This is a genomic window from Pelotomaculum propionicicum (assembly GCF_004369225.1).
Classification (GTDB): Bacteria; Bacillota; Desulfotomaculia; order Desulfotomaculales; family Pelotomaculaceae; genus Pelotomaculum_B; species Pelotomaculum_B propionicicum.
In genome coordinates, this window is record NZ_QFFZ01000001.1 from 100719 (window position 1) to 114733 (window position 14015).

The 14015-nt window shown below is 51.1% G+C and carries 14 protein-coding genes; 1 reads left to right on the plus strand and 13 read right to left on the minus strand.

Going from position 1 to position 14015, the window contains the following annotated elements; genetic code table 11:
- Positions 1–25: 25 nt before the first annotated feature.
- From Pmgp_RS00505 to Pmgp_RS00515, 3 genes are all read right to left on the minus strand, one after another.
- Positions 26–1438, minus strand: a complete 1413-nt coding sequence (locus Pmgp_RS00505; protein ID WP_134212008.1) for an aminopeptidase — start codon at positions 1436–1438, stop codon at positions 26–28.
- Positions 1439–1518: 80 nt separating this feature from the next.
- Positions 1519–2202, minus strand: a complete 684-nt coding sequence (locus Pmgp_RS00510) for a CvpA family protein (protein ID WP_192902702.1) — start codon at positions 2200–2202, stop codon at positions 1519–1521.
- A gap of 70 nt (positions 2203–2272) precedes the next feature.
- On the minus strand, positions 2273–3337 hold the full coding sequence (locus Pmgp_RS00515; RefSeq protein WP_345789113.1) for a YkvI family membrane protein: 1065 nt from the start codon (positions 3335–3337) through the stop codon (positions 2273–2275).
- Positions 3338–3483: 146 nt separating this feature from the next.
- On the opposite strand from Pmgp_RS00515, the gene yyaC reads away from it, so the two are divergent.
- Complete coding sequence (yyaC, locus tag Pmgp_RS00520) at positions 3484–4089, plus strand: spore protease YyaC (protein WP_134212011.1); 606 nt, start codon at positions 3484–3486, stop codon at positions 4087–4089.
- A gap of 86 nt (positions 4090–4175) precedes the next feature.
- On the opposite strand, the gene Pmgp_RS00525 is transcribed toward yyaC, so the two are convergent.
- From Pmgp_RS00525 to mnmE, 10 genes are all read right to left on the minus strand, one after another.
- A complete protein-coding gene (locus Pmgp_RS00525) occupies positions 4176–4412 on the minus strand; it encodes a YkuS family protein (RefSeq protein WP_134212012.1) in 237 nt (78 codons plus the stop codon).
- Positions 4413–4462: 50 nt separating this feature from the next.
- Positions 4463–5113: a phosphoribosyltransferase gene (locus Pmgp_RS00530; protein ID WP_243119663.1), complete on the minus strand. Its 651-nt coding sequence runs from the start codon at positions 5111–5113 to the stop codon at positions 4463–4465.
- 195 nt (positions 5114–5308) lie between these two features.
- Positions 5309–6001 (minus strand): DUF554 domain-containing protein, encoded by a 693-nt coding sequence (locus Pmgp_RS00535; protein WP_134212013.1) that lies wholly within the window; start codon positions 5999–6001, stop codon positions 5309–5311.
- A gap of 223 nt (positions 6002–6224) precedes the next feature.
- Positions 6225–7094 carry a ParB/RepB/Spo0J family partition protein gene (locus Pmgp_RS00540; RefSeq protein WP_134212014.1) on the minus strand — a complete coding sequence of 290 codons (870 nt, stop codon included), beginning with the start codon at positions 7092–7094 and terminating at the stop codon, positions 6225–6227.
- Complete coding sequence (locus Pmgp_RS00545; protein WP_134212015.1) at positions 7087–7848, minus strand: ParA family protein; 762 nt, start codon at positions 7846–7848, stop codon at positions 7087–7089. Before Pmgp_RS00545 ends, Pmgp_RS00540 begins: the two co-directional genes overlap by 8 nt.
- 193 nt (positions 7849–8041) lie before the next feature.
- Positions 8042–9070, minus strand: coding sequence for an HD-GYP domain-containing protein (locus Pmgp_RS00550; RefSeq protein WP_243119664.1), 1029 nt, complete (start codon positions 9068–9070; stop codon positions 8042–8044).
- A complete protein-coding gene (locus tag Pmgp_RS20145) occupies positions 9012–9773 on the minus strand; it encodes a hypothetical protein (protein ID WP_243119665.1) in 762 nt (253 codons plus the stop codon). Before Pmgp_RS20145 ends, Pmgp_RS00550 begins: the two co-directional genes overlap by 59 nt.
- A 173-nt stretch (positions 9774–9946) precedes the next feature.
- Entirely contained in the window at positions 9947–10666 is a 720-nt protein-coding gene (gene rsmG, locus Pmgp_RS00560; RefSeq protein ID WP_134212018.1) for a 16S rRNA (guanine(527)-N(7))-methyltransferase RsmG, read from the minus strand.
- Between the two features lie 8 nt (positions 10667–10674).
- The gene (gene mnmG / locus Pmgp_RS00565) at positions 10675–12570 is read right to left on the minus strand and encodes a tRNA uridine-5-carboxymethylaminomethyl(34) synthesis enzyme MnmG (RefSeq protein ID WP_134212019.1); all 1896 of its coding nucleotides are present in this window, start codon (positions 12568–12570) and stop codon (positions 10675–10677) included.
- Positions 12571–12579: 9 nt separating this feature from the next.
- Positions 12580–13959 (minus strand): tRNA uridine-5-carboxymethylaminomethyl(34) synthesis GTPase MnmE, encoded by a 1380-nt coding sequence (gene mnmE / locus Pmgp_RS00570; protein WP_134212100.1) that lies wholly within the window; start codon positions 13957–13959, stop codon positions 12580–12582.
- Between the last annotated feature and the right edge of the window lie 56 nt (positions 13960–14015).

The following is a 14015-nucleotide window of genomic DNA, read 5'->3' on the forward strand; positions in this document are numbered from 1 at the left end:
CCCTCCGGCAGCAATTCAGACAGGTTTAATCCAGCAAAAAGGCTTTATATCCTTTATAGGTCATATATATGTCAGCCTTGCTGGCGATCTCAAAAGTTGAATGCATCCCAAGCAAAGCGACGCCACAGTCAATTACGTCCATACCGTGGGCGGCCATCAGGTGGGCAATGGTGCCGCCGCCCCCTTGGTCCACCTTGCCAAGTTCACCCGTCTGCCACAGTACTCCGGCATTGTTAAAGATCCGCCTGACATCCGCTACTACTTCAGCGTGGGCGTCACTGGTAGAATACTTACCCCTGCTGCCGGTGTATTTAGTTAATACGACCCCCCCGCCGAGACGGGCAGCGTTCATCTTTTCCACAACTTCCCCGAAGTTTGGGTCAAGCCCGACGTTTACGTCAGCCGAAAGCGCCCGGGAATTGGCCAGGACCCGGCGCAGCGCCAGTTCACTATAGCCGGGCATACATCTGGCAGTAATTTCAGCGATACTGTTTGTAAAAAAGGCTGATTCCATGCCAGTATTGCCATTGCTGCCGGTCTCTTCCTTGTCGGCCAGGACCAAAAGGGCAGTTCGCCGGGGAGTTTTTATTCCGGCCAGCGCACGCAGAGCGACATAAGAACACACACGGTCATCTTGCCCATACCCCCCGACGAAACTGCCGTCAAGTCCAACATCCCTGGCGGGCCAGGCAGGGACCAGCTCGATTTCCGCACTGATCAGGTCCTCTTCCGCAATCCCGTACCAATGGTTAAGTTTTTCCAGCACCGCCAGCTTGAATCGGTCTTTAAGGTCCTCGTCCCCGGCGGGAATACCCCCCACCAAAACATTCAAACTTTCCCCGGGTACAGCCTCAGCTAGTTTTTTATCCATTTGATCCTTGGCCAGGTGAGGCAGCAGGTCCGATACAGTGAACACCGGCTCACCTGGTTTTTCTCCGATTACCACCGGGATCACCCTGCCGTCAGCTTTAACAACCACCCCATGCAGCGCCAGGGGTACGGAAAGCCACTGGTACTTCTTGATCCCCCCGTAATAGTGCGTCTTAAACAAAGCCATTCCTTCGTCCTCATACAAGGGTTGTGGTTTTAAATCCAGGCGGGGGCTGTCAAGATGAGCGCCGATAATATTCAGCCCGCCTGCTGCCGGGTTGTCCCCTATAACGGCCGCTGTTAAAGCCTTGCCCCGGTTAATGGAGTATACTCTGTCACCGGGTTTCAGCATAGAAATTTTTTCAAGAGGGTGAAAACCTGACGCGGCAAGGTACGCCTGTGCGGCTGCCACAGCCTCCCTTTCCGTTTTGGCCTTATTTAAAAAATCTTTATACTCCTCACAAAAAGCGGCTATAAAGTTTTTTTCGTCCTGCCGCAGCCTGTCCCAGGCGTTTTGCCGGCGGTAGGCTAAAGATAAAGCCGGGTGCTGCTGTTTAGTATCAGCCATCTATATCCCCCCGTTTTCACATAAAGTGAAAGGTTATTCAATGTCTGCATTTTTACCCGATCCGGCTTTGATTATAAGCTCTATATTGATTTTACCGGCATGGACTGGTTTGTTTTTTCCGGCAAAGTTCCGGGCAGCGGGCGGTTAATCGCTTTAAATAAGGGTTCAAAATAGGGCAGCAGCTTTGATTCTAAAAAAGCATTTCCCTTTGGCTGGGTAACTCCCGGCGTTCCCGGGCTGCTGCCCCGCAGCGAGCCAACGCTCTGAAAAGGGGCCAGCAAAGTTAAAACAATCATTACCACGACAAGCCCTTTAACCGCTCCAAACAAAAGCCCGCCCATACGGTTGAAAGGCCCGAGAAAAGCGAGAGCGGCGACCTTGGTAAGGATAAAGCCGGCCAGGTTTACTGCCCAAACGGTAATAAAAAGCAGAGCCAGAAAACAAAGGGCGTTTACTATTGTAGCGGCAAGCGCCGAGGCCGCGTAATCGGCATAGCTGGTCAGGGGAGAAATCTGACCGGCGGCTGGAGTTGTTTTAACAGGAAACCAAAAAACCAGAATTTTTTTGGCCAGCGGCAGGATTTTTTCCGCCAGGTTCCAATGGGCAGTCAGATATGCCGCCAGCTCCTGGTAATAAGTGACTGCCACAACGAAGCCGGCCAGGATACCAGCCAGTTTCGCCACACTGCCCACTAAACCGTAGCGCAGGCCCTGCCAGGCGGAAAAGGCCAAAATCGCCAGGATCAACCAGTCCAGCCAGTTCAATTTGTTTCCCCCATCTAAAATCAGTACTTTAATTAATTATATGGAATCCTTAACTGTTGTGAAGCGTTTTTTATCGTTTCCTTAAAAAAAATACCAGCGGCTTCACTAACAGGGCCACTAACAGCGCCAGTCCGGCATAACCGAAAAGCGGGTACAGAAAACGGACCAGGACGGCAAAACTGAACTTTGACAGGGGCAGCGCCAGCAGGCAGGCAGCAATGCCAGTCAGGCGATAGCGGCTGCCGCCTGCAGGAGCCAGCCTGCTGGCAAAACCGTGCGCATTGGCGATAGCGGTAGTAAGGATGGCCAGCCAGATTAAAAACCCCAGTCCCCAGCGGCAAGACGCACCCAGGCGGCCGGCCAGGTAAAGCAGCGGGATCTGGTAGGAAGCCGCTTCCGGCAGGAAGCAGATTTCCGAGGCAGTTACCAGAAATATGGCCAGACCCAGCAGCAGCCCACCTGACAACCCTCCCGCCAGTCCTATCCTCAGTGGGACAACCTGGCCCAGAGAGGAGAGGACGGCCACAGGCACAACCATATTATATGAAACATATAAAAAGGCCGCGCATACCCAGTGCCCCGCCACACCCCCGCTTCCCTGCGTCAAGGCCGGCGCCCCGCTGTGACCGCTTCCCAGCAGCGCCGCCAGTGAAATAGCCGCTACCGCGAAAAATTTCAAGGGGACGAGGCAGACATTGGCGCAGAGCACCCCCCGCACCCCGCCCCAAAGCACCAGTGAAGTGAGCGCCGCCACCAGCCAAACTCCAAAGGCGGCCGGCAGGCCAAAATGCTCCTCAAAAACAGCGCCGCTGCCGGCCAGCATGACGCTTAACCCGCCCAACAACATGAAAAGATTTAATGCGTCAAGCAGCTCCCCCGCTTTTGAACCCATTAATAAACCCAATAATTTTTTATAACTGTCTGAACGCATTGTTATAGAAAGAAACATTACCAGCATGCCCAGGTAGGAAAAAAGGACAGTCGCCAGGACTACCCCCAACAGCCCGGACCTGCCGTGCAGGGCAAAAAACTGCATGATTTCCTGCCCGGAAGCAAATCCCGCCCCTATGATCGAGCCTATGTAGGTGCAGATAACCTTGGCCAGAAGCCAGCCGTTTTCTCTGTGACGAATCACAAACACCACCTAAAAAGCTTTGCATAGTCAAATACTATGCCTGTACGGGCGGCTTCTGACTAAAAAAAATATCATTGCTTAAGGAATAAGATCGCCCCCCTTTGGAAATAAAATATAGTAGTTTTGCTGTTGGCAGGAGGTAAAAAATGATCACCCCGAACAAATATGAGATAATTAGAAATCCTGAAAAAACCAGAATTCATGTGGAAGATGATCTGGCTGCCAGCAAGTTTGCCGGGGATCTGGTCAGCCGTTTAAAAAGATACGGTATTCAGAGCAGCAACCCCAAGGTGCTGCTTTGCATTGGCACGGACCGCTCTACAGGAGACTGTCTGGGACCGTTGGTAGGCTCAAAAATATCCACCCTGCAGCAGGATTTTTTTAAGGTGTACGGCACCCTGGAGCACCCGGTTCACGCCAGCAACCTCAAGGATAAGCTTGATGAAATACATAAGAGCCATGAAAATCCTTTTATCATCGCTATAGATGCTTGTCTTGGACGGATTGAAAACGTGGGGTGTATTAATCTGGGAGACGGCTCGCTGCAGCCTGGCGCAGGTGTAAATAAAAACCTGCCGCCTGTCGGACAGGTACACATAACAGGCATCGTCAATGTGGGGGGGTTCATGGAGTACATGGTCCTGCAGAACACCCGCCTGAATATTGTAATGAGATTGGCTGACGTAATTGTGAGCGGACTGAACAAAGTCGCCGCGGAATTTGCCGGACAGCACAGCGTTCAGGTGTTTTAAGGAAAATCTAGTATCAACGCTGCGTACTTGAAAAACGGGGGGGCACTTCTTCTAAAGGGAAGCGCCCCCTGTTTGTCTTAAGAGAATTAAAGACGAGCTTTAAGGTCTCTTAGAATTTGCTCCGGTGTTTTTCCACTGGCGTCGATAACCGTTGATTTGTCCTGGATATCCTGCATGCCCATAACATTCATGTCCAGGCCCGTCAATATGGTCGCGTCAATTTTTTCTGCCGTGCCGGGCTTCACTACCCTGTACCCCTCTTTTTCAAGAGCGCTTTTAATACTCCCTGACAAACCTTCCTCTACCGCGATAACTTTTGCCATATAAATAATTTACCCCCTTCCACAGTTATTATTAGAAGGGGGCGCTTCTTTTATTCCTCAATTCTTTTAAGTTCTTTCAGCAGTTTAACTACTTCTTCATCTTCTGTTTGATCAAACCGCTGATAGAACTGGCCAACAGCATAGAAATTAGCGGGTGTGAGCAGACATGCCACATGATCAACTTCCTTTTTCAGAATTTCCAGGGTCTCCGGCGGAGCCACCGGAACAGCCAGGATTAATTCCCGCGGGCGCAGGCCGCTTGCTGAGCGAAGAGCCGCCAGCATTGTATAGCCTGTGGCGATGCCGTCATCAACCACTACCAGCTGCTTCCCGTTATAATTCCCGTGGTTGTAATCTGAGCTTCCCCTGTAAAGCAGCATGCGGCGTTTTATTTCTCCTAATTCGTAGGCTATTATCTCACCAAGTTCAGCGCCCGTAACTCCAAGCAGTTCAATCAGGCGTCGGTCAAGGATGGGCGCGCCGTCCTGGGCCACGGCGCCGATAGCCACCTCCGGATTCTGGGGGGAGCCTATTTTGCGGGGTATGATCAGATCAAGCCTCAATCCGAGGCTTCTGGCCAACTCCGCGCCAACAACCACACCGCCGCGCGGAATCGCCAGCACAACACCGTCCTTGACAATACGGCCGGTTAGTTTTTCAGCCAAAAGCCTCCCGGCTTCTGTGCGATCCTTAAATATCACAGCCATACCCCTCCCGGATGTCACTTCTTAAATTGTTTCCAACTCCGTTAATTTAAAACAAAAAAAATGAAAAATATTTTTCGCTTAAAATGGCTCCTTATAAAATTTATCGATAAGACAAAAAATATTTTTGTCCCAACGGTAAAAAATTAATTAATTTTCTTTTGAAGGGTGATCAAAAACTGGCAAACCGGGTTAGGACGGGATTATTTTGGGCAGCCAGCAGGCGAGAGGAATAGCGAAAAAAATCGCGGGCAGCAGGTTGCCGACTTTTATTTCCATAATATTTAATATGTTTATGCCAATGGCTACTATTAAGAGACCGCCGGTTGCGCTCATTTCAGCTACCGCCGCCGCACTCAGAACACCTTTGATATGAGCGGCCAGAAGAGTAATGGAGCCTTGATAGACCAGCACCGGCAAAGCGGAGAACGCCACACCCGGACCCATGGTGGAAGCAAACACTATCGCGGAGATCCCGTCCAGGGCTGCTTTGGTCAGAAGTATGCCGGGATTGTTGTTCAGCCCGTCTTCGATCGATCCCATAATGGCCATCGCGCCGACACAGTAGATTAGGCTTGTTGTTACGAAGGCCTTGCCAAAATCACCCTGCGCCCCGCCCATTTTGGACTCCAGCCACCTGCCCAGGCGGTTAAGACCGCCTTCTATGTTCAGCAACTCTCCGGTCAACGCACCGAGCGCCAGGCTTAACACGACCACGAGCACCTGCTGTGTTTGCAGGGACATCTGCAGGCCTATCAATAATACCGCCAGGCCGATCCCCTGCAGGATAGCGCGCCTGACCCGTTCAGGTATGCCTTTCTTAAAGAACATGCCGGTTAGTGTTCCCAAAACTATGGCTGCGGCGTTTACTAAAGTACCAACCAATAAATTTTCTCTCCTTGCGGAATAACATCATCTTCAGCGTCAGGTCCGGGATTGTTTCACGTGAAACATTTCAGGTTTAAAAGCCCACACCGCTGGCATAGACCAGCAGCGGCGTAAAAATAATGACTCAAATTCCATTTCAACCGAACCAGAGATTTATAGTCTGAATGCAGGATGTCCACTGCTATTACAGGTTGAGCAGGATTGTTTCACGTGAAACATTTTATCCTTTTCTGACGCCGAGCAACAGGTCTATAATTCTTTTAAGATCTCTTTCGTCATCAAAGTTTATCTCCAGTTTGCCGCGTCCGCCCGGCAGCTCTTTCACCTTTACCTTGGCGCCAATAAATCTTTTCAACCGTTCTTCTGCTTTGAGCAGGTAGTGCACCCGCAAAATCCTGTTTCCGGCTCTTTTTTCCTTTTCTTCGATCATGTCCCTGGCCATTTTTTCAGCCTGGCGGACGCTCAGCTGCAGTCTGGCTATCTTAAAAGCCGCGGCAACCTGCTTTTTGCTGTCATTTATAGGCAGCAGCGCCCTGGCGTGGCCCGCGCTGATCCTTCCGGCAGCGATCATCTCTTTGATTTCCGCGGGCAATCCCAAAAGCCGGACCATATTTGCCACAAATGGCCTGCTTTTCCCTACTCTGCTGGAAACGTCCTCCTGCGTCAGGTCAAAATCCTCCATTAGCTGGTGGTAGGCAGCAGCTTCCTCCAGCGGATTCAAGTCTTCACGCTGTACGTTTTCGATCAGGGCCGCAGCTGTAGCTTCCAGGTCCCTGTATTCTTTAATTACCGCGGGGATGTTCTGGTACCCAAGACTTTTGCAGGCCCGCCAGCGCCTCTCGCCGGCAATCAGCTCGTAAAAACCGTCTTCGCGCGGCCTTACCACGACCGGCTGGATGACACCATGTTCCTTAATGGAGGAGGCCAGTTCCTCCAGTTTCTCCTGGTCAATCGACTTCCTGGCCTGGCGGGGGGCAGTCCTGATTTTTTCTATGTCAATTTCTTTTAGTATGTCCTTCCCCTTTACTGTTTCCGTCACCACAGGGATTAAAGCCTCCAGGCCTTTGCCCAACCCTCTGCGTTTACTCAATGCCCATCACCTCTTTCGCCAGTTGGTAATAAACCTCCGACCCCCTGGAGCGCCGGTCATAAACCATCACTGGCTTACCGTGGCTTGGCGCCTCACTCAGCCTCACGTTGCGCGGTACTATAGCACCGTACACCTTGCCTTTAAAGTGTTTTTTGACCTCATCAACCACCTGAATGGACAGGTTTGTCCTGCCGTCGAACATGGTCAGCAGGACCCCTTCCAATACCAGGTTTTCATTAAGGTTCTGCTGCACCATGTGAAATGTGTTAAGAAGCTGACCAAGCCCTTCCAGGGCGTAGTATTCACACTGAATGGGTATGATCAGGGAGTCGGCGGCTGTAAGCGCGTTAATCGTCAGCAGCCCGAGCGAAGGTGGGCAATCTATAAAAATGTAATCATATTTATCTTTGATCTCAGCTAGCGCTTTTTTTAAGGTGCTTTCCCTCTCTGCACGTCCAACCAGTTCAATTTCAGCACCCGCCAGTTCAATTGTGGCCGGGACCAAGTCGAGATTTTCCACAGCGCTGGGCACTATTACCTCCTGAAGCGTCAATCCGTTGATCATAACATCATAAATGCATCTTTCAACTTCGTTTTTATCAACGCCCACCCCGGTTGTAGCATTGCCCTGAGGGTCAATATCCACCAGCAAGACCTTCTGTCCCATAAGTGAGAGCCACGCTCCAAGGTTTACAGCTGTAGTTGTCTTGGCCACTCCACCTTTTTGATTGGCTATGGCGATGGTCTTTCCCATGGTTTTTTACCCCCATAATTTATTAGCTGCTTAACATTTTTCCACATCAGGTTTTACAGTTCCTGCTCAATCAATGCCTTTCTTCTACAATAAACACAAACATTTTCACCCGTGTATAAAAAATCAGCCTATGGAGCTGCACACCATAGACTTTGTCTTGCTGTTTTGCCACCATCCGGCAGTGTATTTTTTACTAAAACCTGTATTGTATTACCTGTAAAAACACCCGTACCAGATCCGGGTCGAATTGGGAGCCGGCGCATCTCTTAATTTCAGCTACGGCTTCCTCTCTGGACAAAGCTCTGTGGTAAGGGCGGTCGTTAGTCATGGCGTCATAGGCGTCAGCGATGGCTAAAATCCGGCACTCCAGAGGTATTGCATCTCCTTTGAGGCCCTGTGGATAGCCCTGCCCGTTCCACCACTCATGGTGTTTCAGGATCCAGCCGGCGATGGGCGAAAGGTCAGGGTTAGACTGGGCGATCCGGTGGCCGATCTCGCTGTGTCGCTTCATTTCCGAATATTCATCAGCTGTCAGGGGTGCTTCTTTAAACAGGATCCGGTCGGGTATGCCCACCTTGCCAATATCATGAAACTTCGCCAGCAGGCGCAGGTCGGCCAGGCCCCGTTCCGGCAGGCCGATGGCGGAGGCCAGTTCTTCAACCAGTTCCTGCAGCCTGTCAGCGTGACCTTCCGTAAGGTAGTCACGCGCTTCCAGCGCTTTCATCAAAGTCTGGACGATGGCGCTGCGCGCGCTTTGGCCGCTGTGCAGTTTTTCCCTGTACATGTTGTTGTCGGCTTCCTTGAAAACTTCGCCAAGGTTATCTTTAGTTTTGCCGCTCACAGCAAATCCTATGGACATACTTAACGGGGGAACGGCTCCGGCGGCGTTGTATTTTTCAACTTCCTCTTTAATTCTCAGACTGGCCAGATCAACCACACTTTCATCGCAATCCGGCAGCAGGACGGCAAACTCGTCGCCCCCAATGCGCGCGACCATGTCCCCCAAACGGAAACACTCCTTAATTATTCCGGCGGCAGAGATCAGCAGCCTGTCTCCGGCCTCATGCCCGAGGGTGTCATTAACAAGCTTTAAACCGTCTATATCACAAACCAGCATGCCTACCCGCATATCGCGTTTTTCTTGCAAACGCAGCATTTCCTCCTCAAAGAAAGTACGATTGTAGAGACCGGTAAGGGTATCGTGCAGGCCGAGATATTTCAACTGCTCCTCCACCTTCTTCCGGTCTGTTATATCCAGGAAGGAAGCGACGCTCTTCTTGGTCCCCGGAATTAAGGCAGACAATAAAAAGTCCGCGTAAAATTTGGAGATGAAAGCCGAGTGTTTGATAAAACCAGTGCAAATTAAAAATGTTTGCCGGGAAAAACGGCGACGGAGGCACTGCCAGGAGCGAAGTCGCAGCAAAAAGCGCCATTGATATACTTGCTGACTCTAACCAGCGGCGGGCCTGCCCGCTTATTCTTTGGGAAGCGCGGTTAAATGACAGAGCCGCCCAGAACCCTCCGCCAAAACCCAGTACATACTGGGCCATGGCTGTTAAACCCGACGGACCGTTCAGGCCGCCCAGCGCTGCAATAGCCAGGAAAGGCACAACAATCCACCTTCCCGGCGCCTTTGCTCCTTCTTTTATAAAAACAAGCCGCCCGAATTCTATCAGGAACAACTGGGAGATAGTAAGCAAGCCTGCTTTAAAGTAAGTAAATGAAAGCACAAAAGTACCGCTGTTTGAAAAATGATAAATCCATTCGTACAGACCATGGGTGATGATGAACAGACTTAATAAAAACCACGGCAGGCGCTGTCTTTCGGATCTGCTCATAGCTAAACAGACTGCCGCCAGCATAATGAAAGACAATCCGTATAGAAAATAAATATAATCCATCTGCCAGCCGATGGTTTGGTTCATTAATAAATCCTCCGACAGACAACCAACTTGTCCAACTCTAATTCTATATCGACAAAATCTTTGCTTTGTTGAATTAAATTTCTGCACATTTGTCAACACTACAGAAAAAACACACCGGCCGGGGTGTGTTTTTTAATTCAAAACTATAATATATTTATGAGTGCTTTAATTATTTATAAAGGTTTTTTGGAGGGGATACCGGCGCGGCGCGGGTATTTGGCGGGGGTATCTTTGATCTTTCTGATGACTACCAGGCTTCTTTCTTCACCTGTAATCGGGAGGCGCAGCAGTACGGTCCTTTCAACCACTCCACCCAGTATTGTTATGGCTTTTTCAGCGTTTTTAATTTCTTCCGCCGGCAGAGGCCCTTTCATGGCCAGGAAAAGGCCCCCTTTTTTGAGGGGCGGCAAACAGTACTCCGCCAGCACTCCCAGGTTGGCCACCGCCCTGGCCAGCACGCGGTCGTATCTTCCCCTGTATTCCTTATTTCTTCCCAAATCTTCAATTCTTTTATGAAAAGCCTCGATCTCCTCCAACCCAAGACCTTTTATTGCCGATTTTAGGAATTTTACCCTTTTATCGAGTGAGTCGATCAGAGTTATTTTTAAGTCGGGGCGGCATATTTTTAAAGGTATGCCAGGAATTCCAGCTCCTGATCCAACATCCAGCACGCTCATCGCAGCATCAAAAGGCGCGGCTTTCAGACAGGTCAGCGCATCTGTAAAATGCTTAACCGCAACATCTCTTTCTTCAACTATAGCTGTGAGATTGATGTTTTGGTTGGTTTGTATAATCATCGCATAATATTTTTCAAACAAAATAAGTTTTTTTTCTGGTAGCTCTATGCCCAGTTCCGCGGCTCCCGCGGACAAGGTTTCCGTTAAGACGCTCATAGGTCACCTTAATCCTGTCTGGTTGTTTGCCTTCTTCTTTTTTGTTCCAGATGAATCAGCAGCACTGATATATCGGCCGGCGTGACACCGGCTATGCGGGCAGCCTGTCCGATGGATACAGGCCGGACTTGTTCCATCTTTTCCCTGGCTTCCAGAGAAAGCCCCTGCGCCTGGCTATAGTCCAGGTCATAGGGAATTTTTTTCTCCTCCATGCGCCTGAAACGCTCTACCTGGGCCTGCTGTTTTTTAATATATCCTTCGTATTTAATTTGTATCTCGACCTGTTCCCGTACTTCCGGCGGCAGTTCCGGATGCTCAAGGGGCAGCTGCAGCAATTGTTCATAGCCAATCTCGGGCCGGCGCAGCAGACCTGCCAGAGATGCGCCCTGCTGGGGCAGCGCGGCGCTTTTCATCTGCTCCAGGACCTTTTTTACTTCACCGCTAACAGGAACCATAGTCCTCTCCAGCCGGTTTTTTTCTTCCTCAACAAGAGTTTTCTTTCTTTCAAACATTTTATATCTCTCGGCTGTAACCAGCCCGATCTGGTAACCCTTCTCGGTCAGCCGCAGGTCGGCGTTGTCCTGCCGCAGCAGCAGCCTGTATTCCGCCCTGGAAGTCAGCATGCGGTAGGGCTCGTCTAACTCCTTGGTAACCAGGTCGTCTATCATTACACCTGTGTAAGCGTCGGCCCTGGTCAGGGTAAACGGCTCCCGGCCTTTAACATAAAGAGCGGCGTTAATCCCCGCCATAATTCCCTGAGCCGCGGCTTCTTCGTAGCCGGAGGTGCCGTTAATCTGCCCGGCTGCAAAAAGCCCGGGTATTTCTTTCACTGCCAGCCAGAGGGTCAGCTGAGCAGGAATTAAGTAGTCATATTCAATAGCATAGCCAACCCTCATTATTTCCACTTTTTCCAGCCCGGGCAGGGTGCGCAGCATGGCCAACTGCACGTCTTCCGGCAGGCTGGTGGACATGCCCTGGACATACATCTCGCTGGTGTTTCTGCCTTCAGGCTCGATAAAAACCTGGTGGGCCGGCTTGTCTGAGAACCTTACCACTTTTGTTTCGATAGAAGGACAATAGCGGGGTCCCATACTCTGAATTGCTCCGGTATAAAGCGGCGCCCGGTAGAGGTTTTCGCGGATAACCCGGTGGGTCTCCTCATTGGTATAAGTAAGCCAGCAGGGCAGCTGTTCTCTGTGGTCAATATCCGACATAAATGAGAAGTTGTGGGTTATGTCGTCGCCCGGCTGGATGATCATCCTGCTGAAATCTATACTGCCGGCGTCAACCCTTGCCGGCGTGCCGGTTTTGAAGCGGCCAAGCCGCAGACCCAGATCAATCAGGCTGTCCGACAACCCGACAGAGGGAAATTGTCCGTTAGGCCCGCCCGGAAATGAGAGGTCGCCGATTACTATCCTCCCTTTTAGGTAAGTGCCTGTGGTCAGCACCACTGCTTCGGCCTCAAACCTGGCCCCCGTGCTGGTTACCGCGCCGCAGACCTTTCCTTTCTCAACCAGCAGCCTTTCCACTGTCGCCTGTTTTAGATCCAGCAGCGGCTGCCGTTCAAGCACCTGCTTCATACCGGCCTGGTAGGATTTCTTATCCGCCTGCGCCCGTAAAGCGTGTACAGCGGGCCCTTTGGCTGTATTTAAAAGCCGCATCTGAATAGAATGCCGGTCTGTGTTCAGGCCGATCTCTCCGCCTAAAGCGTCCACTTCACGCACCAGGTGCCCCTTGGCCGGACCACCGACAGCAGGGTTGCAGGGCATCAGGGCAACGTTGTCCATGTTCAAAGTAAGCACGCAGGTGCGGCAGCCCATTCTGGCCGAGGCCAGGCCCGCTTCACAGCCGGCGTGCCCGGCGCCGACAACCAGCACATCATATTTGCCAGCAAAATATTCCATGGTAAAGGCTCACTTCCCAATACAAAAATCCGCAAAGATCCGGTCGAGGAGGTCTTCAGTTACCGTATTTCCGGTTATTTCCCCGAGCGCCTCCCAGGCTGCCCTGATATCAATGGCCGCCACGTCCACGGGGACCTTTTTTTTCAGCTCAGCCACAGCGTCTGTGAGGTGCCTTTGCGCTGCTTCCAGGGCCTGCTTGTGCCTTGTGTTTGTCACCAGCGCATCGTCAGTTCCGGACAGGTGTCCACCCATGACCATTTCAAATATTTTTTCTTCCAACTCATCCAGGCCTGTTTCTTCTTTGGCTGATACCCACAGCACAGGCCGGCCCGCGGCTAAAACATCCAGTTCTTCCACACTGATTTTTTTCTCTGCAAGGTCATCTTTATTTACAAGAAAAACCGCCTTTTTATCTCTCACAGAGCCGATAATATCAAGGTCAGCCGCTACCAGTTCCCTGCCGGCGTCCAGCACTACCAGCACCAGGTCAGCCCGGTTGATCATCTCCCTTGTCTTTTCCATCCCTATTTTTTCAATAATGTTTTCTGTTTCATGCAGTCCCGCCGTGTCTATGATCTTTAAGGGGATCCCGCCGATATTGATCATCTCTTCAATAATATCCCTGGTAGTACCAGGAATATCACTGACAATAGCCCGGTTTTCCCTGAGCAGGGCGTTTAAGAGAGAAGACTTGCCGACATTAGGCCGCCCGATGATGATGGTCCTGATTCCTTCCCGGTAGATCTTGCCTGCCTGTGCTCCCCTGATCAAATCTTCAACCTGCTCCAGCAGTTCTCCAACTGTTCGCAGCAATTCCTGCCCTGTCGCTGCTTCCAGGTCGTCCTCCGGAAAGTCGATGTTGGCCTCAACCTGAGCTAAAAGCCCCAAAAGCCTGTCCTGCAGCTCCAGAATTTTTCTGGACAGGCTGCCGTTTAACTGTGCCACCGCCAGCTTCAACCCGGTTTCTGTCCGGGCGCGGATTATATCTATGATAGACTCGGCCTGGGCCAAATCTATTCTGCCGTTTAAAAAGGCTCTCAGGCTGAATTCGCCGGGCCTGGCCAGGCGGGCGCCGGCGCTGAGGACCAGTTCAAGAATTTTTTTGGAGGGCACTATCCCGCCGTGACAGTTAATTTCTATTATATCTTCCCTGGTATAGGTATGCGGTGCTTTCATGTACCCGAGCAAAACTTCATCCACAATCTGTCCAGCCGGATCAAGAATGTGGCCGTAAACCAGCCTGTGTCCTTCCGCGGCGCTCCATTCTTTCTTCTTTGACCTGAATATTTTTTTAGCGATATCAAATGCTGCGGGCCCGCTCAGCCGTACAATGCCTATGCCCCCTTCGCCCAGGGGAGTAGAAATTGCCGCTATAGTATCTTCCAACAAGTTCAGCCCTCCGGCCAGATAGTTTTTTAAACCCAGCAAGCTCTAGACCTGCTGGG

Coding starts and splice junctions, on each gene's coding strand:
- Pmgp_RS00505 (WP_134212008.1), bottom strand. CDS start 1,438: ATGGCTGATACTAAACAGCAGCACCCGGCTTTATCTTTAGCCTACCGC.
- yyaC (WP_134212011.1), top strand. CDS start 3,484: ATGATCACCCCGAACAAATATGAGATAATTAGAAATCCTGAAAAAACC.
- Pmgp_RS00525 (WP_134212012.1), bottom strand. CDS start 4,412: ATGGCAAAAGTTATCGCGGTAGAGGAAGGTTTGTCAGGGAGTATTAAA.
- Pmgp_RS00545 (WP_134212015.1), bottom strand. CDS start 7,848: ATGGGAAAGACCATCGCCATAGCCAATCAAAAAGGTGGAGTGGCCAAG.
- Pmgp_RS20145 (WP_243119665.1), bottom strand. CDS start 9,773: ATGAACCAAACCATCGGCTGGCAGATGGATTATATTTATTTTCTATAC.
- rsmG (WP_134212018.1), bottom strand. CDS start 10,666: ATGAGCGTCTTAACGGAAACCTTGTCCGCGGGAGCCGCGGAACTGGGC.
- mnmG (WP_134212019.1), bottom strand. CDS start 12,570: ATGGAATATTTTGCTGGCAAATATGATGTGCTGGTTGTCGGCGCCGGG.